This is a genomic window from Sunxiuqinia sp., assembly GCF_055140945.1.
Genome location: NZ_JBSQYS010000002.1, coordinates 20,194 through 44,981 on the forward strand (window position 1 = coordinate 20,194; position 24,788 = coordinate 44,981).

The following is a 24,788-nucleotide window of genomic DNA, read 5'->3' on the forward strand; positions in this document are numbered from 1 at the left end:
TATCGTATTACTCTAGTAATTCGTAGTCGTGCATTTCTTTCATAAACGAAACAAAATCATCTTTCTTTTCCGAATCCATCCAGCCCATTGCACTGCGCGGATGCTCGTTTAAAGCTCCTGTAATCAGGTAAGGAACATGGTATCCCCAGTCAATCTTGTTATTCCAGGGCAACACTTGCTCCTGAATTGCCTTTAATAATGGCAACAATCGGTATTTAGGATTTTTCAAGAAAGCTACTAAGATTTCAATCGGGCAGTTTCCGGCACCACGTCCCATCCCAAGCAAGGTAGCGTCCAGCATGGTTGCACCTTTCATTAACGAGGTAATGGTGTTACTCATAGCTAGTTGCATGTTGTTGTGCGCATGAATTCCGATTACTTTCCCGGGTAAGGCTTTGGTGTATTTGTCCATCAATTTTTCAATCGACTCGCAGTACATGCTTCCGAAGCTGTCCACCAAATAGAAAACAGGAACTCTTGATGCGGCAAAATCAGTCAATGCTTCATCCAAATCATGTTCACTAACTTTAGAAACAGCCATTAAATTGATCGTTGTTTCATAACCTTTATCCATGCAGTGGTGTGCTAGTTCAATCGCTTTATCCATTTGGTGTACATAACAGGCAACGCGAATTAAATCGATCAGGCTTTCGCTGGCTTGCGGGATGTCGTCAAAGTCAATCCGGCCAATATCAGCCATTGCCGATAATTTCAGATTTGTATTATTGTCACCGACAATGCGTCGTAAGTCTTTGTCGGCACAAAATTTCCATGGCCCAACTTCTTTTCGGTCAAAGGCTTTTTCGCTACTCAGGTAACCAATTTCCATGTAATCAACACCTGCTTCAACGCATGCGTCATATACTCCTTTTACAAAGGCGTCATCAAATTGCCACTTGTTCATCAGTCCGCCATCACGAACGGTGCAGTCCAGTACTTTAATATCTTTTTTGTACATTTTTAAGTCTTTATGGTTTATTTTTTCAAAAGTTTGAGTTCTCTTTCAATATTGTGCTGTACTAATTGCTTGAAAATATTCTCGATAAAATCAGCATTCAATTGCAGATTATTCGCCCATTCGCGTCGCTGGGCATAAACCTCGTTTTGGCGGTCTTGCGCAATTACTGAGTCCTGATCGGTTTTGTATTTGACAATTTCTTCAACAAACTCCTGGCGGTTGGCTAGTAGTTTGAGGATGGAATGGTCAATGTGATCAATCTCATTTCTAATCTCTTCTATTGTATTACACGCACTTGGTTTTTTCATTTTATAAAATATTTCGGCACAAAAATAACAATTTGAAGTTTTTAAGAAATAATTTACATTAATTTATAATCAGAACAAATTAGAAATTAATCACTTATCTATCCTTATTTAGATTGAATAAAAAAAAGGAAGTATTTTTTTTGGCTTTTTTCAAATATGTATCTACATTTGAGGCGTTAAGCAAACGAAAAATTGAATCGATGAATTTTAGAACTTCTGTATATAAAATGATGTGTGTAACATGTAACATGATGATGTGTATGTGTTGTGGATTTCTTATACAGAAGGGAAAAATTAGATGATAATATAGTGTGATATAACAATCATAGTAAAGCCCTTCTGAAATCCAGAAGGGCTTTTTTTATGGTTTTAGATAAAATAACATCAATTGAGTATGAGAGAAAAAGCATATCGCAGTGTCGTAAAAACAATTTCGTGGAGAATGGTTGGAACCATCGACACGATAATGATTGCATGGTTGGTTGTTGGAAAATTAGAGTATGCTGTGACCATTGGAGGTGTTGAGTTGTTTACAAAGATGATCTTGTATTATTTCCACGAACGCACGTGGAATAAAGTTAAGTTCGGAAAAATTGATGACTCCGACATCGAATATCAAATTTAAAAGGCATGGAAAAGAATTACCTACCTATTGCAGTTAACATTGCCGGCGAAAAGATCCTGATCATCGGGGGAGATCAGTCGGCCTGGAACAAGATTAAAATTCTGAAGCGTTTTAATGCTTATCTGGAAGTAATTGCACTGCAAGTGTGTGACGATATTAAAAACAGCGATGTCCCTTATCGCGAAAAAGCTTACGAAAAAGGTGATTTGAATGGCTACCTGATGTTTTATTCATGTACAAACAACCCCGAGTTGGATGCTCAAATTGCGAAAGATGGACGTGAAGCTGGAGTACTTGTCAACATTCATGATAATCCGGCACTCTGCCAATTTGTTTCACCGGCCATCTACCAAAACGAGAACATTCGGGTGGCCGTCAGCTCAAATGCGAAAGATGTTTATTCATCAATCAGAATCAGAAACGAGATCAAAGAATTTTTAGAAACTAAAACAGATAAAGACCAGAAGAAATGAGTATTAAATTATCCCCATTGAATGAAGCTCAACTGAAAGCTTTGCAGGACCTGACACAAGGTATTCAACCCGATCAGGTTACTTGGTTGAGTGGTTATTTTCAAGGATTAGCAGGAGCAGTGTCTGCTGGCGTAACACCCCAGGGAGTGGCGGTTGAGGCTGCAACTGAATCAGTAGAAAAATTACCACTGACCATTCTGTATGGCACACATACCGGAAGAAGTGAAGCTTTGGCTAAAACGCTTTGCGAAAAGGCAGTGGCTCAAAATATAGCATGTGTTACCAAACCCATGGACGACTATAAACCTAAGCAATTGAAAGACGAAAAAAATGTGCTGGTTATTGTTAGTACACATGGAGAGGGAGAACCACCGGAAATGGCTGAAGATTTTCACGAGTTTGTTACCGGGAAAAGAGTTCCGAAGCTCGAGGGTTTAAATTATTCAGTTTTGGCTCTGGGTGATAAAAGTTATAAGCTTTTTTGCCAAACCGGAGTTGATATTGACGAGGCCTTCAAAAAAGCAGGAGCAAACGAATTGGTTTCAATTGTAAAATGTGACGTAGATTATGAGGAAGACGCCGCCAAATGGACTGATGATGTGTTGGTCGAATTAGGTAAGTTACAGCCAAAAGCTTCGTCACAATCTATTCAACCTACGGAAACGAAATCCGAAGAGAATGCCTACTCAAAAAAGAACCCATTTAAATCAACCGTACTTGATAAAGTTCGCATAACCGGACGTGATTCTGATAAAGAAGTGTACCACCTGGAATTGTCGCTTGAAGGTTCCGGTATAAAATATGAGCCGGGCGACGCTCTAGGCGTAATTGCGCAAAACCCACCGCAATTGGTGAAAGACATCATCAAGTCGTTAGGCGTAATTAATAATGAGGTGGTGGAAACCCGAATCGGAAAATTACAGTTCAATGAAGCGTTGGAGCATCATTACGAAATTACACTATTAACCCGGGATGTCATTCAAAAGTATGCTGAGAAAACCGGACTGAAAAAAGTTCAGGAGATTGTAGAGCATGAAGATAAGCTAGATCACTATTTATACGGACACGATGTGCTGGATTTATTACATGAGTTTCCGGCAAAGCTGACCGCGACCGAATTTTTAGAAACTCTTCGTCCGCTTCCTCCGCGCTTGTATAGTATTTCGTCAAGTCAAGAGTCGGTTGAAGATGAAGTGCACATAACTGTTTCGCGTGTACGTTACGAAAACAAGGGCCGTGAGCGTTATGGTGCTTGCTCAACATTTTTAGCCGATCGGTTAGAGGTGGATGAAACTGCCCTTATTTACATTGATAAAAATCCAAACTTCAGACTTGCTGAAAATGGAAATCCGATCATTATGGTTGGCGCAGGAACTGGTATTGCTCCTTATCGTGCGTTCTTACAACAACGTGAGGCTGCCAACCAAAAAGGTAAAAGCTGGTTGTTCTTTGGCGAGCGTCGCTTTTCGTCTGATTTTTTGTACCAGGTTGAATGGCAGAAGTACTTAAAAAAAGGTTATCTGGAGAAAATTGATTTGGCATTTTCGCGCGATCAGGAAGAAAAAGTTTACGTCCAGGACAGACTGAAGCAACAGCAGGAGGAAGTGTTTAAATGGCTTGAAAACGGAGCGAGCTTTTACCTGTGCGGCGATATGAAATACATGGCTCGCGACGTTCAGGTTACCCTGTTAGACATTATTAAAACACAAGGAGGAATGACTGATAAAAAGGCTCGTGCCTATTTCAAAAAGCTGAAGAAAGAAAAACGCTTTATGGCTGATGTGTATTAGGATGGCTGGAGTCAAGAATAAAGAGCCGAGAATCAAGAGTCAAGAATTGAGAAGAAAGAATAAGGAACAAAGAATTTAAAAGATATGAGCGAAGTAATAGATTGGAGCACATTAAGTGAGGTTGAAAAAATAAAATACGACAGCAACTACCTAAGGGGAACGCTGGAAGAAAGCCTGGCTGATCCGGTAACGGGAGCAATTGCTGATGATGACACGCAGGTTTCAAAATTTCATGGTATTTACCAACAACATGATCGGGATCAGGAGAAAGAGCGAAAGCGTCAGAAGCTGGAACCGGCATTTTCATTTTTGATTCGTGTTCGGCTTCCGGGAGGGGTTACCACGGGCAAACAATGGTTGCAAATGGATAAGCTGGCTGATACACATGCCAATGGCACATTGAAACTAACCACACGTCAGGCGTTTCAGCTGCATGGTGTTATTAAAACCAAGTTGAAGGCAACTATTCAGGGAATAAACGAAGGCTTGTTGGACACGATTGCCGCTTGTGGCGATGTGAATAGAAATGTGATGTCGCACGCCAATCCGGGTGAGTCGGGCCTGCATGCAACGGTTTATAAATTAGCCGACGATATTTCGGCACATTTAACGCCACGCACAACTGCCTATCACGAAATTTGGCTCGACCAAAAAAAGGTAGCCGACAGCAAACAGGAAGTTGAGCCGATTTACGGTGTTCGTTACCTGCCACGTAAATTTAAAATAGGTGTGGCTATTCCTCCCTATAACGATATTGATATTTTCTCTCAGGATTTGGGATTTATCGCTATCGAAGAAAAAGGAAAATTAGTCGGTTATAATGTAACCGCCGGCGGTGGTTTTGGATCGACCTTTGGCATACCGGAAGCCTATCCTCGCTTGGCTGATGTAATTGGTTTTTGTACTCCCGAACAGGCAGTTGATGTGGCTGAGAAAGTGGTTTTAGTACAAAAAGATAACGGAAATCGACAGAACCGGAAGCAAGCTCGTTTAAAATATACAATTGATCGCTTGGGATTGGACTGGTTTAAAGCCGAAGTCAACAAGTACCTTGGGTACGAACTACAGCCAGCCAAACCTTTTACGTTCACCCGTAATGGCGATCGTTATGGATGGAAAAAAGGAACTGATGGCAAATGGAGCCTGAATCTGTTTATCGAAGGCGGACGCGTAAAAGACACCGACTCGTTAAAATTGAAGACAGCTTTACGCGAAGTAGCCGAAAAAGTAGAGGATGCTCAGTTCATTTTAACCGGAAACCAAAACCTGGTAATTGGCAACACCACCGAAAAAGACAAGGTCAGCCGTATTCTGAAAAAGTACGAGGTATGGCCGGTTCAACTATCAGGCTTACGCCAGAACACAATTGCCTGTGTGGCGCTAAATACATGTGGTTTGGCTTTTGCCGAAGCAGAACGCTACTTACCAACAATGGTTGGCAAAATCGAATCAATTTTAGAAGAGCACGATCTTTTAAAACAAGAGATTGTTATAAGAATGACAGGCTGCCCCAATGGTTGTGGACGCCCTTACCTGGCCGAGATTGGTTTTATCGGAAAATCGCTCGGGCATTACAACCTCTATTTGGGAGGGAACTTCAACGGAACAAGATTGAATACCCTTTACAAAGAAACTCTTTCGGAAGAAGAAATACTGAACGAACTGCGCCCCATTATAGCAGACTATGCCAAGAACAGGAATAAAGGAGAAGGTTTTGGTGATTTCGTTATCCGGAAAGAATACGTGAAAGAAACAAAAGAAGGAAGAGATTTTAGACATTGAAAATATGGAATTACCGGCAATATTTGTAGGAAAAAAATTATCAGCCTTAACTCGCAAATGGCTGATTAGCGAACAAATTCGTTTTATTGAGCAACCACTCGTTCGAATCAATTACCGTAAACCCGACATTCGTTTTTTTGAACATTTGCGGGATGTCGATAAAAAGTGGGTGGTAACCAGCTCGTACGCTGCGCATTGGCTCTCGCGTTTTGCTGATAAAATAGGAATGAAAAAGGATGATGTGGTGTATTGCCTTTCGGAAAAGCAGGAAGGCATTTTGTCCAGGTGTGGTGTAAAAGTATTGCGTCCTGTATCATCCAATGCTTATTCGTTGGCCGAACTGATTATTGCACAAAGCAATGGAACAAAAGTGATTTATCTGAGAGGAAATAAATCGCTTAATCAATTGCCTGAGTTGCTTGATGGTCAGAATGTTAACTGGCAGTCGGTTGAGGTCTATAAAAATACATCTGTAGAAATTTTATTAAACGAAGTTTTTGACGGGTACTTGTTTTTTAACGAAAGCGATATTAAAAGCTATAAAGCATCGGGGAATTTTCCTGCGCCTAAGGCACCTGTTTTAGCGAATGGAGACCGCACGGCACAGGCTGCCTGGGCCGAATTTCCTAACTTGGTACTGGAATCTTCGGAACAAGAAGAGCTTTCGTTTGTGAAATATGCGATTAAGCGAATCACCGAAAAGTTGAATGAGCCGAAGCCCAAACACAATATTATCATAGAGTAATACAATTAAGATGAAACGAATTTCCATACTCGGATGTGGTTGGCTGGGGTTTCCCTTGGCCGAGAAGCTTTTGGCGAAAGGTTTTCAGGTGAAAGGATCGGTAACGACCCGATCGAAATTGAAAAAAATGGCGTCTGCCGGAATAGAACCTTATCGACTGGTTTTAGATGCTGATAAGGTTCAATTAAAGAATCCTTCGTTTTTTGATACTGATCTGGTTATTGTTGCGATTCCTCCACGGCGGGTAGAATTTATTGAGACTATTTTTCCGGCTCAAATCAAACAGTTAGTGGGTTTTTTAGAGGAATACAAAGTTCCACGAGTGCTGTTTATTTCGTCCACTTCGGTTTATAATGAATTGGATGGGAGGGTGGCTGAAGAGGACGTTTTACTGCCGGATAAGCCATCGGGTAAAGCCTTGGTTTTATCCGAATATCTGTTAACCCAAAATCAGAACTTCGAAGCGACCGTTTTACGTTTTGGCGGGCTGATTGGAGCTGACCGGAATCCGGCTCGATTCCTGAGTCGAAAGAAAAAGGCAATTAGCGGAACCAAGCCTGTCAACCTGATTCATTTGGATGATTGCTTACAGATTATCATTAAAATTATTGATGATGAAGTTTGGGGCGAAACGTTCAATGCGTGCAGCCCGATTCATCCTACTCGACAGGAGTTTTACGAACGGGCGTCAGCTGTGTCCGGGATTTCAGCTCCACCATTTAATAATGAAAAATCGCCGTTTAAGTTGGTTGATAGTAGTAAATTAATTCGGATGTTGAATTATCAATTCAAATTTCCCAGCCCTATGGATTATCTCGGAACGGTTAATCATGAATTTTAAGATCAGCGTATCAAACATCAATTAGCGAATTGTTATAAACCAATCAGTACACTTAGTAAATGCCAAAATCCACCGAGCATATAAAGGGCTTTCAGCCAGACAATAAACGCACTCACCTTATTTCGATTGTTGGTGCCGGGCCGGGCGATCCCGAATTGCTCACGGTGCGTGCTGTTCGGCGATTGGAGCAGGCTGATGTGATTTTGTATGATGCCTTGCATGGCACCGAAATATTAGAGGCAGCCAACCCAAATGCCGAACGAATTTATGCCGGCAAACATTACCAGGATGGCCAGCATCAAACCGAGAGGCAGGATCATATTCACAGTCGGCTGAAGCAATTTGCCAATGAAGGCAAACGCGTGGTGCGCTTAAAAGCAGGCGATCCATTTATTTTTGGTCGTGGGGCCGAGGAGCTTGCGTTTTGTTTGCAGGAGGACCTGAATGTTGAGGTGGTTCCGGGGATTACTGCCGGACTCGCTGCTGCCACTTGTTTTCATATTCCGGTAACCTTGCGCAATGCTAATAGCATGGCCATGTTTTATACCGGACACAAACGGAGAGGTGGTTTTGATAATATTGATGAGGTGGCTTCGGTGATTAAAGCGAATGCTCCTGTTATGGTTTATATGGGACTAAAAAACCTCACTCTTCTTTCTAAAGAATTACTAATTCGGGACGTCCCGGCTGAAACTCCGATGCAAATTGTCAGTCGGGTTGGTCATCCCGATCAGCAACTGTTTACATCGTCACTGGGTGAGATTGAGTCCTATCTGACAACTGTTGATCCACCTATGCCGTCTGTTATTATTATCGGTACGCAAGCTCATCAGGTGAGTGCGCATACACGGGTTTGACTTTTTTAAGACTCCTTCGTCCTTTTTTTGAACTGTTCAATGCTTCAGTCTGTTTAACTGCTGAAAATAAAATAGTCAAAATATGGAGTCTGTTTTCGAAGAAGTAAAACAAGCACTTGGAAAACCTTACAATGATCTTAGTTTTTTGCTGCAAAGCTTTGCCCAGGTTCTGACGGAAAGTGGAGCGCAGAAAATAGTTCCTCATATCCCCTGGATCAATTCAACTCAAAAGCCTCCGAAAGATGTATTGCTGAGTAATGATTATATTCACATGTTGTCGATGTGTTTTCAGTTACTGAATCTTGTTGAGGTAAATGGAGCAGTGCAAAGTCGTCGGGCAAAAGAAGAAGAGGACATGAGCAAGGTAAATGGCTTGTGGGCTACTAATTTCAAGATGCTTAAGGAAAAAGGAGTTGACGAAAAGCAGATTTTGGCCATACTCCCCAACATCATGATTGAGCCTGTGTTAACAGCACATCCCACCGAAGCAAAACGTTCGGTTGTTTTACAGGAATACCGGAAGCTATACTTGCTTTTGGTGAAGCGCGAAAATCAAATGTACACTCGCATTGAGCAAGGGGATATTCGCGATGAAATTAAGCAGATACTGCATCGCTTGTGGAATATTGGCGAGATTTATATTGAAAAACCGCACATTGAGTCAGAGCTGGACAACATCTTGCACTATCTGACGAATGTACTGCCCGAGGTTGTTGTCCTGTTGGATAAACGCCTGAGACAAGCCTGGAAGGAATCTGAATTCGATGAAAGTTTGTTGAATAACATGGAGCTGTTACCGGGTTTGTCCTTTGGTAATTGGGTTGGTGGAGACCGGGATGGACACCCGTTGGTTACCGCTGAAACAACAAAAATGACACTTAATAAACTGCGTATTCATGCTTTTATAATTGTCCGTCAGGAACTGCTTCTTTTAGCTCAAAAACTGAGCATCTATATCGATAGTAAGGAGGTTTCTTCGTCGTTTGTCGATCGGGTACAGCAGATGGCGAAAGAGTTGGGACGCTCGGGTGAGTCGGTTTTGGAAGAGAATAGAAGCGAACTATTTAAAGCCTATGTGTTACTTTTATTGAATAAAATACCAATCAACCAAAGTCAGGAATACACACTGGAACTTGAAAACAGACCAACCAGCTACCAAAATTCTGATCAGTTAATACAAGATTTGGATGTCTTGTTTGTTGAGCTACAAAATCGTGGATTACTTGAAATTGCCCAGGTTGATGTTGGGCGATGTAAGCGACTATTAATGGTTTTTGGTTTTCATTTGGCCCAATTGGATATCCGCCAGAACAGCGAATATCATGAGAAAGCATTGTCACAACTTGTCGTATCCTCCTTGGGACAGGATGAAGGTAGTGAGCTAACTGCTTCGCAGGTTGCTAAACGCTCTTTCTTGGATACCGAATTAAAGGTTAATCGTCCGTTTTTGGTCGATCATTCTGAGGCTGGCGAAGAAGCTCGAAATGTGATTGAAAGCATGCAGGTGGTGAGCAACCACATTGACAAATACAGCACCCGTTCATTGGGCAAACTTATTATAAGCATGACTCGCAACGCTGAGGATTTGCTAACTGTTTACCTGTTCATGCGAGAAGCTGGAATGACCCTGAAATATGGTGATCTATTGGCAGCCAAATTGCCTGTTGTGCCTCTATTCGAAACCATTGAAGATTTATTAGCCAGTCCCGAAATTCTGGATGACTATCTCAGTCATCCGGTGGTCATCAACAGTTTGAAATATCAACAGAAGCGGGATCAGGCAGATGATCTCTATCAGGATGTGATGATTGGTTACAGCGATAGTAACAAGGATGGTGGAATACTGGCAAGTTCCTGGTTTTTACATGAAGCGCAGCAGCGTCTTTCCGAGGTTGGAAAGAAGCATGGTGTTCTCATTCGCTTTTTTCATGGAACAGGAGGAAGTATCAGCCGTGGAGCCGGTCCGTCGCATTGGTTTGTGAAAACATTGCCGCATGGGGCAATCAATGGGAAATTGCGGATTACTGAGCAGGGGGAAACTATCGAGCGTAAATATGCCAATAAAATGAATGCTGCTTATAATTTGGAGTTGATGTTGGCAAGTGTTACTGCTCAAACCATATTGCATGCGAATCAGTCCCAAGAAAATGAGGAAGTTGCAGGATTGTTTCATCAGCTGGGAATTCGTGGTCGGGAGTTTTATCGCGATTTAATTAGTGACCCCGATTTTATACACTTTTTTGCTGAAGCGACACCAATTGATGTGATCGAATCCAGCAAGATTGGCTCACGTCCGGCCCGGCGAACCGGAAAGCGGACAATGGAAGATTTACGTGCTATCCCATGGGTATTCAGTTGGGCGCAATCTCGGTTCAATATTACCAGCTGGTATGGTGTAGGTTCAACTTTAAATGAGCTGAAAACCCAAAAGACTGATGAATATGAGAAGTTGCTGAAACTAGTCAAGTATGATCCGTTTGTACGATATGTAATAACAAACCTGGATTCGAGTATTGCAGCAACTGACGAACGAATTATGGATAAGTATGCTGCTTTAGTAGAAGATGAAGCAATTCGGGAGCGGATGATGAACAAGATTCGCAAAGAGTTTGATTTAACAAAGGCCATGTTGGCCGATATGCTTCAAAAACCATTTAAGGAACGACGCAAAAATCATTATTATTCGACAATTTTGCGTGCCGAAGCGATGAATAATTTGCATGACGCTCAAATTGATTTGTTGAAAAAATGGCGGAGTAGCAGAAAAAAACAAACCAACGATGAGTCTGAACATTTATTTGTATTGCTTCAGTGTGTGAATGCCATTGCAAACGCTTTAGGAACAACCGGGTAAAAATATAAATATGAGTATAGTTGAAGATAGAATCAGAGCACTTTTTCCTGAGGCCGCACCTTACGATCAGGTGTTGGACGAATACTATCAGCGAATGATCCATGAGTTCGGATTGGAGATCGAAAACACCATTGCTGCAGTTTCGTTGTGCCCCGATGAATTGAATAACGTAGTCATTGAAAAAGTACGCAGCTATTTTAATAATGTGTTTTTAATTGGTGGATTGGCCGGATATCCGTTTACCGGAATTACCGGGTTCAATGCTTTCGGCGATCACATACCTGACGGAGGAACAGCATTTGTCTTTTTTGGCCCGCACTTAGCTATCGATGAAAAAAGCCTTGGATTTGTTCACCGGCACGGGCAAAAGCGTGATACCTTGTCGTGTGGAGCAGCTTTTGGAGCATACCGAAGTTTGTTGCAGCACAAAGGCATGCCAGATCAAATTGACCCTGATGATTTTCAGCAGGGACGAATTCAGCAAATGCTGGCTCCCAAACTTGATGTTATTCCCAAAGAACAGCCAGAACCTAAAGTGATGGATATCCTGTTTGATGAAAGTCACGATTTTATTGTGACCCAGTCGAAAAGGATTAAAGAGTTTTTTAAAGCTGATAAAGTTATTTTAATGGGGGCGTTTGTAATTAATACACCGTTGGATATGTCTGATTATTTGTGGGTGAAATATTTCGAAAAACTATAAGATCATAGCAAGTTTCAGTTGCTGGCTTCTTTCATTTTAATCATTTCATATTCTTCGGAAAGGTAGGGATAGTCCCAGCATCCCATTCGATGGTATAAGTAGCCACCGAATCCTTTTTTGTAAATATGTACGCCGTGTAAGGGATGCATTCGATCTAAATTGGGAGCCGATCCAAACATATCATATTCTGTACAGCCCCATTTTTTAGCTATCCGTATTGCCTCCCATTGAAGAGCGTAACTTGCCATGAGGTTGTTTTTTTCGGTCGATGAAGCTCCGTACAGGTAGGTACCCCGGTTTTTAGACAATACTAAAAACATCGATGCTAAAAATTCCCCATCGAAGTCAGCCATCAACATCTTAATGTGAACCCCATTTTCGCGATTGTCCTGATTTCTGAAAATATTGGCAAAGTATTCTTCGCTCTGTAGCGGGATATTGTGCCGGATCGCCGTGTCGGAGTATAGTTTGTACCAATCGCAAATATGCTCGATACCATATTCTTTTATCGAAATACCCTGTTTATTGGCTCGCCTGATGTTATAGCGGGTATTGTATCTCATATTACTCAGTAACTCAGCTTCAGTTTTATCCAAATTTAAAAGAAAGGTATTCTTGGGTAATATATCGACCGGGCTTTTGCGTAAGTTCCACGTATTTGTTTTGTAGTTTATCCTGAATTCCTGAATGTTGCTTTCTGGCGGTCCTTGCCAAAAATCAGGATTGCTGAAGTAGTCTGATTCCTGTGACCACTGGTTCTGCCACATTAAATCATAGCGGATGAAGATGCAATTTGTAGGTAAATGATTTCCCAGTAATTCAGATAATTTCTCAAGAAATACACCTTGGTTTTCAAAGGTGGGTTCCAACTTGGGACCATACGGAACGTAGGCAAAACAATGAGTGTCATTGATGTACTTTATCAGAACCAATACATCTTCCTTTATTCGTTCATCCGCACTTTTCGCCGGATTTAATAACTTCTTTGACACATTTATTTCGAAACCTTTGGGTTGAAATCCCTGATCACCTTTTACTCTCCCCCAAAATGGTGTTTGTGGGAGTATGTTAGTTGGTTTTATGGCTTCAATCTCTTTCCTCGCTAGCCTGCAGCTCATTTGCTTTTTTTTTGCAAAAATATGAAAAGGTGATAGCTGTGCAAATTTCTATGCAGAGGAGTTTAAATTACGTTTTTCTGAATCGATAAAGTCGGTTACCCAAAATACACTGACAGTAAAATAGGGGAAGAAGTTCTTCGGTCATTTTGTCAATGAGTGTATTTTCAGACTGAGGCTATCGCATTTTAAAATTAATCAGCAAAAAAAAAATTGCAGGAAGTGATAACGAAATACCAGCTTATTGAAACCCAAAACACGAATTGAGGTCACGGACCTATTTGATGTTTTCGGTTTCGCTTCTATCACAAATTGTTAAAGACTCAAAACATGACACCAAATTATTCGCACTACTCATATGGCATACGAATTAGTTTTTTGTAATCACAACAAAAAGGGATAGGAGAAAAATATACGACTGTAATTAGATCAAATATCACCATTAAAGGGGATTGCCTGTTGACACGTGAAACCCTATTTTTGTGTTAATTGTCAGAAGGAAAAGTACAGGTATACTTAATCGTGTGAGTCTGTAAGTTGCATTTGGAATATATAAAGAAGGGAAATCGCAAGATGTTAGAAGAGTTGAAAACCAATATCATTAATACAATTGTTAATCTCAAGCCGGGAGAAATAGGTATTATAACGAATTTTTCGGTTGATCATATTCCCGTAAAATTACAGGAAATGGGATGTTTGCCAGGTAATGAAGTGCGACTCATTCAGGTTGCCCCGTTTAATGATCCGTTGTTTTTAAATGTAAACGGCAATTTTTTAGCTATCCGTAAAGAGACTGCTGAGTTGATCGAAATTTCAAAAGTTGCGTAAAAGTGCATGAGCAAAACAATCAAGGTTGCATTAATTGGGAATCCGAACACCGGTAAAACTTCAATTTTCAATTTACTCACTGGCTTAAAACAGAAAGTCGGCAATTATCCGGGTATCACCGTTGAGAAAAAAGAAGGAGTCTGCAAACTTCCTAACGGAGATAAGGCTCACGTTATAGATTTGCCTGGGACGTACAGTTTAAACGCCTCGTCGGCCGATGAACAGTTGGTCGTTGAATTACTACTTAATCCGAAAAGCCAGGATTATCCTGATTTAGCAGTGGTGGTGACCGATGTGGAGAATCTGAAACGGAATCTGTTACTTTTTACTCAAATTAAAGATTTAAATGTTCCAACAGTTCTTGTTATCAATATGGCCGATCAGATTGAAAGGCGCGGAATCTCGCTCGATATTGGTTTGTTGGAAAAGAATTTGAATACAAAAATTGTACTTGTTAGCTCAAGAAAGAACGTTGGCATTGAGCAACTCAAAGAAACAATCGCAAATTATAAGCAATTGAATACCACCGGGTGTGTCGATCTTCGAAAGATTGATCCCAGCTATTTTTCGAAACTTGAAGATGCTTATCGGGGAGAAGACTTGTATCAACTTTGGTTGGTTGTTTCGCAGGGGGAGCCTTTGCTGAAAATTAATGAAAGTCTACTTCCGGTTAACGAATATTCAGAGAGAAATACGTCAGAAATAAAACGCTTGCAGCAAAAGGAAACCATTGAACGGTACTTGTTTATCAATAAAATTCTGAAGAAAGCCTACAAGGTTGATATCACAAAAGCAAAAGACTGGCGTGGAGTCCTGGATCGTATTTTAACCCACAAATTCTGGGGCTATGTTGTTTTTTTCATGATCATGTTGTTGATGTTTCAGGCCATCTACAATTGGAGCAGCATCCCGATGGATTTTATAGATCAGTCGTTTTCTCGTTTTAGCGAATGGACAAAAGATACTTTGCCCGCCGGTGCATTGACTGATTTATTATCAGAAGGAGTGATTCCGGGAGTTGGAGGAATTGTCATTTTTGTACCACAAATCGCTTTTCTATTTCTGTTTATTTCAATTTTGGAAGAAAGTGGCTACATGAGCCGGATCGTCTTTTTAATGGATCGGGTGATGCGCCGTTTTGGATTAAGTGGAAAAAGTGTTGTCCCCCTGATTTCCGGAACAGCGTGTGCAATTCCAGCCGTCATGGCATCTCGAAACATTGAAAATTGGAAAGAACGGCTGATTACCATTCTGGTTACTCCATTTACCACTTGCTCAGCACGTCTCCCGGTTTATCTGATCATTATTGCATTGGTGATTCCCGACCAAACCGTTCTCGGGTTCAACGTACAGGGACTGACTCTGATGGGGTTGTATGTGTTAGGATTCGGTATGGCTGTTTTTGCGGCATTCGTTCTTAATAAGATAATTAAAAACCGCTCTCGTACTTTCTTTGTGGTTGAGATGCCGGGATATAAATTACCCCTGTTGAAGAATGTACTTTATACGGTTATCGAAAAAACCAAAAGCTTTGTGCTTGTTGCCGGAAAGATAATTTTAGCCATTTCAATTGTGCTGTGGTTTTTAGCTTCCAATGGCTATTCTGATGAATTTCATCATGCCGAAGAAATTGTACGTAACCAATCACAAAGTGACCAACTCTCTGAGCCGGATATTGAGACCGCTATTGCTTCGTATCAGTTAAGGCACTCGTATATTGGCACTGTTGGCCGAGCTATCGAACCGGCGATTCGCCCCTTGGGGTACGATTGGAAAATTGGAATTGCCCTAATCAGTTCTTTCGCTGCACGCGAGGTTTTTGTAGGAACTTTAGCAACGATTTACAGTGTTGGAAACGACGAAGAGGCAACCATCAAACAACGCATGTCGGAAGATGTTAACCTGAGAACCGGGCGTAAGCTATTTAATTTCCCGACGGGAATTTCTTTGCTTCTTTTTTATGCTTTTGCACTGCAATGCATGAGTACGATTGCTATCGTGAAAAAAGAAACTAATGGTTGGAAATGGCCCCTTATCCAGCTCGGATTTATGAGTGGCTTTGCCTATATCGTTGCCATGATCGCATATCAGCTGTTGGCATAATTGTTGGAGGATGTAAACTATGGCACTATTTCAGGAAATATTGGTTTATCTCATTGTTGCAGCAGCCCTTTTTTTTCTGGTTAAAAAGTATTTTTTCAAAAATAAAAGTAGTTCATGTAGCGACGACAAATGTGGCGGGTGCGGCTGATTTGGAAAAAATAAGAACTGATCTGTGTACTTTATCTACTTCTTTCATAAGTTCCTAACGAGAAATAAGCGAAGTGACTTTTAGGCGATGTCGAATGAGGAAGAATAGCTTTCTGTTTGAGTGCAGTTTCAGCCTTTTGTAATTCAGTTTAATTAGCCTATTTTCGAACTCTTATTTTTGGCCGATGCAAAAAATTGAAAATATCAACGAACGTACTCTTATTGAGCGCTTTAAGGTTGGTGACGAGACCGCCTTTGAGTTGCTGTTTCGTTTTTATTATGCAGGATTGGTGTTATACGCGAATCAAATTATTTTAAATAGACCTGACTCCGAGGAGATTGTTCAGGACTTTTTTGTTCAATTATGGGAAGACCGATTGAAGATCAACTCTGCTGATTCGTTAAAGCCCTACCTGTTCACATGCATTAAAAACAGAGCCTTTAACTATCTGAAAAGTGAGGGTATCAAGGAAAAGGTTCATCAATATATCAGGGCACAGGTGGAAGAGGACATTCTTTATGATCCCGATATTTATATTTCAGAAGAACTTCAGGGAGAAATAAAGAGAGCAATAGACAAATTGCCTGATCGCTGTCGCGAAATATTTATAAAAAGTCGTTTTAAGGGAGATTCTAACGATGAGATCGCTAATGAGCTTGATATTTCGAAGAGAACCGTTGAAACTCAGGTCAGTAAAGCTTTACGAATTCTTCGGGTCGAGTTGAAAGACTACGTTGGATTGCTATTCTTACTCGGAATTCTAAAAAACTTTTAATAAAAAATAACATTTGCGTACGTGTGTGTGCCTTTTCATTTGTATTAATTATTGGAAGAGTAAATAGTTGCTTGCTTGAAACCTAACTGATCAATGAAAAAGAAGAATTCGTTACTTACGAACCAAAAATATGAACGTTCTGTTCAGGAGCATGCCAAACTTTCAGATGAAGATAAACTCATTAAAGCTCATTTGTTGTATCTACAAAAAGACGAAGTAGATACCGATGGAGCATATTCCTTTGTGAAAAAACAGATTCAAAAAGGCCGAAAAGTTTTCCGACTATATGAGCAGTTCAGTCGTGTTGCTGCGATTTTAATTTTACCCTTATTATTAGTTACCATCTGGAGTATTTCTAAAATCAACAATCGCCCAGAGCCCTTAAATGCTAAACAGCAAATTGTACAATCAGTACAAGAGGTTGTTTGCCCCGTAGGAACCCGATCAAAGGTTCTGCTACCCGATGGTAGTAACGTCTGGCTTAATGCAGGAACAACAATTAAATATAACTTACCGTTTTCATCAGCCAACCGTAATATTGAACTCCACGGAGAAGCATTTTTGGATGTTGCAAAAATGGATAACTCTGAGTTTAAAGTTTATTCTAACAATGTTGAAGTAGTAGTTCATGGGACTCAGTTTAATTTTCGATCATATAATCGCGATGACCGGGTAGAAGTTTGCTTGGTAGAAGGAAGTATTGATTTGAATATTAGTGTAGAAAATAAGAGTATAAAGCGAGCTAAGCTAAAACCGGGAGACCATCTGAGTTATAGTAAAGATGAAAAATCGACTGAACTGATCAATCAAAACCTGAACAAATATATTGCCTGGCGAAAAGGTTTATTGGTATTTGATGATGCTCCATTACTCGAAGTTGCAAGAGAGTTGGAACGTTGGTACGGAGTGGAAGTAGAAATTACTGATGAAAATCTGTTGGCTTATCGCTATACGACGACTTTTGAAAATGAATCGATCCAACAAGTTGTCGACTTGCTTGAGTTAAGTTCATCAATGAAAGTTGAGTATTTACCAAAATCAGAAATAGATTCAGGCAAATCAAAGGTCATATTTAAAAGAAAATAATTGATTGCTATACCAGTAATCGATGATAGAAATTTGTGAATTGAGAAAAGAAGAATAAAAAAGGGAAGTGCTGCAACACTTCCCACCGATTTAAATAAAAACTTAATGTTCAAATGTTAAATTTAAAATCAGTGCTAATTTATGAAAAAAAACATTGCTAACTTATATCCCGTTTTTCGGAGATATAAAAAAACTTTATCAATTATGCGTAATGTACTATTGATTGTATTGGTGACGACTTTCCAGACGTTTGCGGTAGGAACCTACTCGCAAACTGCAAAGTTGAACCTTGAACTTAAAAATACGTCTTTAAAGGATGTATTAGCGAAAATTGAAGAACAGTCAAACTATTATTTTTTATACAATAGTGAGTTAATTGATGTTGATCGTAAGGTCAATTTATCAATTCAAAATAAGGATGTTGAAACTGTTCTTGCTGAGATTTTTGATGATTCAAACGTAAGTGTTCTTGTAAAAGAGCGCCATATCGTTTTAACTCCTGTAAACACTGTTAGTCAACAAGTGGTATCTGTATCTGGTGTTGTTACTGATGGCGGTGGATTTCCACTTCCGGGAGTTACAGTACTTGTAAAAGGTACAACAACAGGAACAATTACTGATTTCGACGGAAAGTATAATATAACAAATGTTCCAGGTGACGGTGTTCTTGTATTTTCTTTCGTAGGGATGAAAAGTTCAGAGGTGGCCGTTAATGGACGATCAAACATAGATGTTATTCTTGAAGAAGAAACCATTGGGTTGGAAGAAGTGGTCGCTATTGGATATGGTGTGGTAAAAAAGAAAGACTTGACAGGTGCTGTTTCCTCGATTAAAACTGAAGATCTTAAACAGAATCCTGTCGCTAATGTAGCTCAGGCCTTACAAGGAAAACTGTCTGGTGTATCAGTCGTATCGCAAGATGGTAGACCAGGTGCTGATGTAAACATTCGGATTCGTGGGGGAGGTTCTATCACTCAATCAAACGATCCATTGGTTGTTGTTGACGGTGTTCCGGGAGGCTCACTGAACGAAATTCCTGCCGATCAAATTGAATCAATCGACGTGTTGAAAGATGCATCTTCTACTGCCATTTATGGATCCAGAGGTGCTAATGGCGTAATCCTCGTAACCACAAAAGGTTTAAATACCAAAAAGGGAAAAACCAAGGTATCATACAGTGGATATATCCAGTCAAAGGAAGCGGCTAAAACGAATGACGTTTTAAGTGCACAAGACTATATTCTTCATCAATGGAGCTATATGACTGCTTTTGGTGGTAATGCACCTGACGCAATGGCGAGTTACTACGGATTGGGATCTGCTTACGGTAATAATTACGCTGATTACGCTAATGTACCAGTTCACGATTATACCAATGATCTTCTTCGCACAGCCATGACACAGGAACACAATATCAGCGTATCCAGTGCAACTGAAAAGACAACAATCGCGTTCAACGCAAATATGGTCGATGACGAAGGTATCAAGATCAAGTCTGGTTTCAAACGATACAACGCATCTCTTAAATTGGAGCACGAGCTGTACGATGACGTGACGATTGGCTTTAATATTGGCTACGTACAATCTACTACAGAAGGAAGAGAAAGCATTACCAACGGTAGAGGAACACTTTTGTCAAGTGCTTATCTGTTTAGTCCTATTGATTCCGAATATATCTATGGACACGGCGATCTAACGCAAGCACCAGGTTTTGGTAACGGTGATGTGAATCTGGATCAAACTTACAATCCATATACCAGAACAATGGATATTGAGAATTTCAACTATGACAATAGATTTAGAGGTATTGCATACATCAACTGGGATATTGTTGATGGGTTGACTTTTAGAACTGAATTTGCAGCAAATAGAAAACATGGTGAGGATCAGTTCTATGATGCAGGTGTTGCTTTTGCAGATGATAACAATAGGATTCAGGACAGAGAAGCGCAACTAACGTTGCAAAGAGGTTACGGCTATCGTTCCTCCACAACATTGAACTGGCAGATTCAAAACCTAGGAAATGATCATAGTATGTCTGTTTTGGGTGGTTACGAAATGAGTAAATCTCAATCTACTAGCACCAGAATCTATGGCAAAGGATACCCTGCTAACTTTGATTTTAAGACAGCTATGGCGAAGATACAATTCGCGCAGTTTGCAGATTATGATGCTGCAAATGATCAGTATACCATTGCAAAGACAAATTTTAATTTCTACAATAATGTTGGCGTAGCATCAACTACGATTTCAGGCTTTGGCCGATTCAACTATTCGTACAAAGGACGTTACCTTTTTACAGCTACTATGCGTGCTGATGGATCATCAAAATTTGCACCTAATAACCGTTGGGGATATTTTCCTGCTGGAGCATTAGCTTGGCGCGTTTCAGACGAACCATTTTTTGAAAGTACCAATAACTGGCTTGACAACTTGAAACTACGTTTGTCTGTAGGTTCGGCTGGTGCTGACAACATCCCTTACGATGCTTGGAACGCCCTTTATGACGTTAATTTTTCTGATAACGGTGTTATTACCTATGATCCAAAAGGAGTTTTACCAAATTCTGATTTGAAATGGGAAACTACTATTTCAAGAAACCTTGGAGTTGATTATAGTATGTTTAACACCCGTATTTACGGATCGCTTGAAGTTTATTGGAACAACACGAAAGATCTTTTAGGTGAAGTCCCTGTTAATCCTACTACAGGATTTACTACTCAATTTCAAAATATTGGTAAAACATCCAATAAGGGGATTGAATTCTCGCTGGGAGCAGACATTATTCGGGAGCAAGACTTCAGCCTGAGCGTGAATGCTACTTATAACTATAATAAAAACAATATTGAAGAACTGGCGGAAGGAATCATTACCGATTACGGAACAGACTGGAACTCTTCTTCTACTTATCCAAGAAAAGAATTCTTATTTAATGAAGGAACTCCTGTTGGTACAGTGATCGGCTATGAGTACGATGGCTTTTATACGACAGATGACTTCATTTACGACCAGGGTACAGGACAATACATGTTGAGAGATGGTGTGCCATTCTACGATGGGTTTAACCAAACTGGTAACTATCCAAATCCATTTGATGTAGTCAGAACTGATGCAGAAGGTAACACAGTAAGTATTGGTTCTCAGATTTTCCCAGGTGCATTGAAAATTAAAGATACTGACGGAAGCGGAACAATCACACCAGACGACGCAACAGAGTTAGGCGAAATTATTCCTCGTCATACAGGTGGATTTGGACTGAGCGCTTTCTATAAGGGTGTCGACTTTAGCGCTAACTTTACTTATGCGATGGGAGGCCATGTGTATAATATCTCTAAGCTGTTGAACACAGTCGGAAGTAAAGACAACACATTTGGTTCTAATAGACTTGGTTTCGTTAGTGATGCATATCGGGTTTACGATGTTGATGCATCTGGTGATCTTGTTGCTGTAACCGATCCTGAAGCATTGGATGCTTTAAATGCAAATGCTAAATATCACTTGCCATATCACGAATTTGGTCTGACTCTTTCAGAATGGTTTGAAAAGTCTGATTACCTACGTTTAAATACGTTGACTGTTGGTTATACTCTACCAAGTATGATGACACAAAGTGTAGGTATTGAAAGATTGCGACTTTATTTCACAGGTGGAAATCTATTGACTATAACAGGATATTCTGGTCTTGATCCTGAAGTAAACACTCGCGAAACATCAAGTGCTTATCCAACTCCAGGACTTGATTTTGGAGCCTATCCAAGATCTAGAACCTATACTTTTGGATTAAGTGTTGATTTTTAATTTTAATTAAAAGAAAAATATTAAAACATGATGAAAAAGATATTATATTTATTTATGTTGGTAGGGACAATGTTTGCATACACATCGTGTAGCGATTATTTGGAACAATCCTCCCTATCTGATACCGATATTGAATTCGTACTTTCTGATCCGGGTGGTGCAACAGCCTATTTGGATGGAGCTTACGAAGTTTGGAGAGATAGCCGAATTCACTCTAATGGGTTGTTTTATTCTTTAACCGTTTGTAGTTCCGATGCGGAAAGACATCCAGAGAAATATACTTCTCAGGAACGTCATATTCCTGAAAATCTATACGAAGGAGGAACTTCAGGTTTTAACATTGATTTTGGTGATCCCGCTTGGGACAGAGCCTACGATGTTATTGCGAGATGTAATATTTTGATCTCCAACTATGAGGAGACAGATTTGTATCCTGAATGGATAGCCAATGGTGAGCCAACAGACTTATCGAATATTTACGGACAGGCTGTTGCTTTAAGAGCAACAATGTATTATGAGCTTTGTCGCTACTATGGCGATGTGCCACATCAAATTTCAAATTTGGAAATCGACTCAACATTAACATCGCGCGATGAAATTTACGAGTATCAGATTCAAAAACTGGAAGAAGTAATCCCATTGATGTTCCGTGCAGGAGAGAATCAGTTTTCTTCTAAAACAAGAATGACTCGTACTTATGCTGAAGGACTTGTAGGCAGGTTGTGTTTGTTTGCAGGTGGTTATGCGACCCGTCGTACTGACTTGGGTGCCGACTTTTACAAAAACCTTGATGGAAATACGCTCTCGTTCGAGCAAATTGGTAGCGAATACAGTGGTGGAGTATATACCCGTCGTACCGATTACCAACAATTCTATCAAAAAGCGAAGAAATATTTGTCAGATGTTATTGCTAATCCCGGCTCCGCCACACTTGTGCAGACAGATCCAAGAGGAACAGGTCCTAATGGCGAAGAATTTGGAAATCCATTCCAGTATGTTTTCCAGCAAATGCTTAATTTAGTTGTATCAGACGAGTCTATTTATGAGATTGCTGAAACACAAGGCGTATATTCAGAACGTCCATACGCATTTGGTCGCCCATCCGGGGGTGGTGGTTCTAATGCTTATCCAGCCAAAAGTTACGGACAAGCTAGAATGCATCCAACCTATTACTACAACGACTTTGATCCTTACGACTTGAGGCGTGACGTGACTGTTGCAGTTACAGCGAGCCAGGGTAATGGTAGAGAAACATTATTGAGTTTAGAGCCAGGAAGTAAAACCAATGGTGGTCTTGCTTTAAACAAATGGGATGAAAACCGCATGAACCCACCTTATTATCAAAAGCAACGCCAGTCGGGAGTTAATAACCCCTATATGCGCATGTCGGATGTTGTTTTAATGCTTGCCGAAGTTTATGCCGTGCTGGGTGAAGAAGGTAATGCCAAAGCAGAATTGACCAAAGTTCGGAGTCGCGCATTTCCTGAGGATATGCAATCAGAGAAAGTTACAAACTACATTAATAGCTTATCAGGTGAAGCATTGTTAGATGCTATTCTTACAGAAAGAAAGCTGGAGTTTGGTGGCGAAGGTCTTCGTAAATGGGATATGATCAGAAATGGTAAATTGCCTGAAATGATTGCAGATCTGCGTAATGATCTTACTGAAATGATCAATGGACTAAAGTCTAATGGATACTACCAATTCCCTAACGGTAACGTGATCTCAAACTATGTTTGGACTAAGCAAGTTGACGCAGAATCAATGTATGGATACAGATTAACAACTAAGGCTCCAGATATGGAAGATCCAGTATTAAACCCAGGATGGAGAGGTCAATACAACAATTGGGAAAACGTTGGGGGTGCTGGCGTCGGTGCTGATTACAATGGCAATTACGCTACAAACACAGCTATCGAAGGTCTGTTCACTCACATTGATCCGGATGGCGCTGAAGCTACAGCTCTTGAAGCAGACGGGTATGAAAGACAAAAATGGGGGCAGTGGTTAATCGAATATGAAGCTGAGTATTCAGACTATGTTTTCATCGGTTATGTACCAGGAACTGCACCAATCTACTTGATCCCGATGAATGCTCAAACAATTGCAACTTCTGACGGACTAATAACCAATGGATATGGTTTTGATCAACAATAAGTAACAATTGATATAATAAAAAAATCCGTCAGAACTTCTGACGGATTTTTTTAAATAAACCACTAACCGCAAAAATCTTACTAACTTTCTAATTCCAAAAAGCGAAATACCATGAACTAAACTACCATGAACCGACTATCTCTAACTTATCTTATCTTCACTATTTTTTTTGCTATTACAGCTCCAACGTATTCTCAAGCCCAAGTCAATTCTCTGGTTACTGGTTCCGATCTAAAGTGGAATATGGCCGACCTTCTAAAAGCTGATTCTTCGCTTGTTACCATTTTAGGATCTCCCGAGACAATCGAAAGCCCCTTTGGTAGCGCAGTATTTTTTGATGGGGTTGATGATGCGATTTTTTTAGACTCTCTACCATTGTACAATTTATCCAACTATACAGTTGAAGCAATATTCAAACCTTCTAGTAAAAGTAATTTTGAGCAGCGTTTTGTACATATTGGTGAGGTTTCTGATAACCGAATGTTATTTGAAATTCGTGCTACAGAAACTGACTGGTATTTTGATGCCTACCTGAATAGTGGTAAAGACGATATTGCATTAATTGACCCAAGTATATTGCATCCACTCGATCAGTGGTATCATGTGGCTTTGGTGGTGAACGAGGGACAACTGATCACCTACGTCAATCATGAAAAAGAATTGGAAGGAAAAATCGAAATGATGCCTATAATCTCAGGGCAAACCTCCATCGGAGTTCGGCAAAATAAAGTTTCCTGGTTTAAGGGAGCTATTTACAAAGTAAAGATTACGCCGAGGCAATTAGCACCGAAGGATTTTTTATCATTCGAAATGTGACTACAACGAAAACGAACTAAACTTGA

The 24,788-nt window shown here is 40.3% G+C and carries 20 protein-coding genes; 17 read left to right on the forward strand and 3 right to left on the reverse strand.

The annotated features are described in order from the left end of the window. Positions 1 to 7: 7 nt before the first annotated feature. The gene (locus ACTB00_RS00920) at positions 8 to 958 is read right to left on the reverse strand and encodes an aldolase catalytic domain-containing protein (protein WP_463298068.1); all 951 of its coding nucleotides are present in this window, start codon (positions 956 to 958) and stop codon (positions 8 to 10) included. 17 nt (positions 959 to 975) lie between these two features. After that, positions 976 to 1,266, reverse strand: a complete 291-nt coding sequence (locus tag ACTB00_RS00925; RefSeq protein ID WP_463298069.1) for a chorismate mutase — start codon at positions 1,264 to 1,266, stop codon at positions 976 to 978. Positions 1,267 to 1,660: 394 nt separating this feature from the next. Here ACTB00_RS00925 and ACTB00_RS00930 point away from each other — a divergent pair, with 394 nt between their 5' ends. The 9 genes from ACTB00_RS00930 (at position 1,661) to ACTB00_RS00970 (ending at position 11,936) form a co-directional block, all read left to right on the forward strand. Next, a complete protein-coding gene (locus tag ACTB00_RS00930) occupies positions 1,661 to 1,891 on the forward strand; it encodes a DUF2061 domain-containing protein (protein WP_159516969.1) in 231 nt (76 codons plus the stop codon). Positions 1,892 to 1,896: 5 nt separating this feature from the next. Further along, complete coding sequence (locus tag ACTB00_RS00935; RefSeq protein ID WP_463298070.1) at positions 1,897 to 2,364, forward strand: precorrin-2 dehydrogenase/sirohydrochlorin ferrochelatase family protein; 468 nt, start codon at positions 1,897 to 1,899, stop codon at positions 2,362 to 2,364. Beyond that, positions 2,361 to 4,154, forward strand: coding sequence for an assimilatory sulfite reductase (NADPH) flavoprotein subunit (locus ACTB00_RS00940; RefSeq protein ID WP_463298071.1), 1,794 nt, complete (start codon positions 2,361 to 2,363; stop codon positions 4,152 to 4,154). Before ACTB00_RS00935 ends, ACTB00_RS00940 begins: the two co-directional genes overlap by 4 nt. 84 nt (positions 4,155 to 4,238) lie before the next feature. Next, positions 4,239 to 5,936 carry an NADPH-dependent assimilatory sulfite reductase hemoprotein subunit gene (locus ACTB00_RS00945; protein ID WP_463298072.1) on the forward strand — a complete coding sequence of 566 codons (1,698 nt, stop codon included), beginning with the start codon at positions 4,239 to 4,241 and terminating at the stop codon, positions 5,934 to 5,936. Between the two features lie 4 nt (positions 5,937 to 5,940). Then, a complete protein-coding gene (locus ACTB00_RS00950) occupies positions 5,941 to 6,681 on the forward strand; it encodes a uroporphyrinogen-III synthase (protein WP_463298073.1) in 741 nt (246 codons plus the stop codon). A 10-nt stretch (positions 6,682 to 6,691) separates the two neighbouring features. Next, positions 6,692 to 7,522 (forward strand): NAD(P)H-binding protein, encoded by an 831-nt coding sequence (locus ACTB00_RS00955; RefSeq protein ID WP_463298074.1) that lies wholly within the window; start codon positions 6,692 to 6,694, stop codon positions 7,520 to 7,522. A 59-nt stretch (positions 7,523 to 7,581) separates the two neighbouring features. Further along, positions 7,582 to 8,379 (forward strand): uroporphyrinogen-III C-methyltransferase, encoded by a 798-nt coding sequence (gene cobA, locus ACTB00_RS00960; RefSeq protein ID WP_463298075.1) that lies wholly within the window; start codon positions 7,582 to 7,584, stop codon positions 8,377 to 8,379. Positions 8,380 to 8,461: 82 nt separating this feature from the next. Continuing rightward, on the forward strand, positions 8,462 to 11,233 hold the full coding sequence (locus tag ACTB00_RS00965) for a phosphoenolpyruvate carboxylase (protein ID WP_463298076.1): 2,772 nt from the start codon (positions 8,462 to 8,464) through the stop codon (positions 11,231 to 11,233). 10 nt (positions 11,234 to 11,243) lie between these two features. Next, positions 11,244 to 11,936, forward strand: a complete 693-nt coding sequence (locus ACTB00_RS00970; RefSeq protein WP_463298077.1) for a hypothetical protein — start codon at positions 11,244 to 11,246, stop codon at positions 11,934 to 11,936. Positions 11,937 to 11,950: 14 nt separating this feature from the next. On the opposite strand, the gene ACTB00_RS00975 is transcribed toward ACTB00_RS00970, so the two are convergent. Continuing rightward, positions 11,951 to 13,054 (reverse strand): lipid II:glycine glycyltransferase FemX, encoded by a 1,104-nt coding sequence (locus ACTB00_RS00975; RefSeq protein ID WP_463298078.1) that lies wholly within the window; start codon positions 13,052 to 13,054, stop codon positions 11,951 to 11,953. A 570-nt stretch (positions 13,055 to 13,624) separates the two neighbouring features. Here ACTB00_RS00975 and ACTB00_RS00980 point away from each other — a divergent pair. The 8 genes from ACTB00_RS00980 (at position 13,625) to ACTB00_RS01015 (ending at position 24,762) form a co-directional block, all read left to right on the forward strand. Next, on the forward strand, positions 13,625 to 13,879 hold the full coding sequence (locus tag ACTB00_RS00980; RefSeq protein ID WP_463298079.1) for a FeoA family protein: 255 nt from the start codon (positions 13,625 to 13,627) through the stop codon (positions 13,877 to 13,879). Positions 13,880 to 13,885: 6 nt separating this feature from the next. Next, positions 13,886 to 15,982 carry a ferrous iron transport protein B gene (gene feoB / locus ACTB00_RS00985; protein WP_463298080.1) on the forward strand — a complete coding sequence of 699 codons (2,097 nt, stop codon included), beginning with the start codon at positions 13,886 to 13,888 and terminating at the stop codon, positions 15,980 to 15,982. Between the two features lie 19 nt (positions 15,983 to 16,001). Beyond that, positions 16,002 to 16,130, forward strand: coding sequence for a FeoB-associated Cys-rich membrane protein (locus ACTB00_RS00990; RefSeq protein WP_463298081.1), 129 nt, complete (start codon positions 16,002 to 16,004; stop codon positions 16,128 to 16,130). 184 nt (positions 16,131 to 16,314) lie between these two features. Continuing rightward, positions 16,315 to 16,905, forward strand: coding sequence for an RNA polymerase sigma-70 factor (locus tag ACTB00_RS00995; RefSeq protein WP_463298082.1), 591 nt, complete (start codon positions 16,315 to 16,317; stop codon positions 16,903 to 16,905). Positions 16,906 to 16,998: 93 nt separating this feature from the next. Continuing rightward, entirely contained in the window at positions 16,999 to 17,991 is a 993-nt protein-coding gene (locus ACTB00_RS01000) for a FecR family protein (RefSeq protein WP_463298083.1), read from the forward strand. A gap of 204 nt (positions 17,992 to 18,195) precedes the next feature. Further along, complete coding sequence (locus ACTB00_RS01005) at positions 18,196 to 21,789, forward strand: TonB-dependent receptor (RefSeq protein WP_463298084.1); 3,594 nt, start codon at positions 18,196 to 18,198, stop codon at positions 21,787 to 21,789. Positions 21,790 to 21,816: 27 nt separating this feature from the next. Next, entirely contained in the window at positions 21,817 to 23,946 is a 2,130-nt protein-coding gene (locus ACTB00_RS01010) for a RagB/SusD family nutrient uptake outer membrane protein (protein WP_463298085.1), read from the forward strand. A gap of 126 nt (positions 23,947 to 24,072) precedes the next feature. Continuing rightward, positions 24,073 to 24,762 carry a LamG domain-containing protein gene (locus tag ACTB00_RS01015; protein WP_463298086.1) on the forward strand — a complete coding sequence of 230 codons (690 nt, stop codon included), beginning with the start codon at positions 24,073 to 24,075 and terminating at the stop codon, positions 24,760 to 24,762. The last annotated feature ends 26 nt before the right edge of the window (positions 24,763 to 24,788 follow it).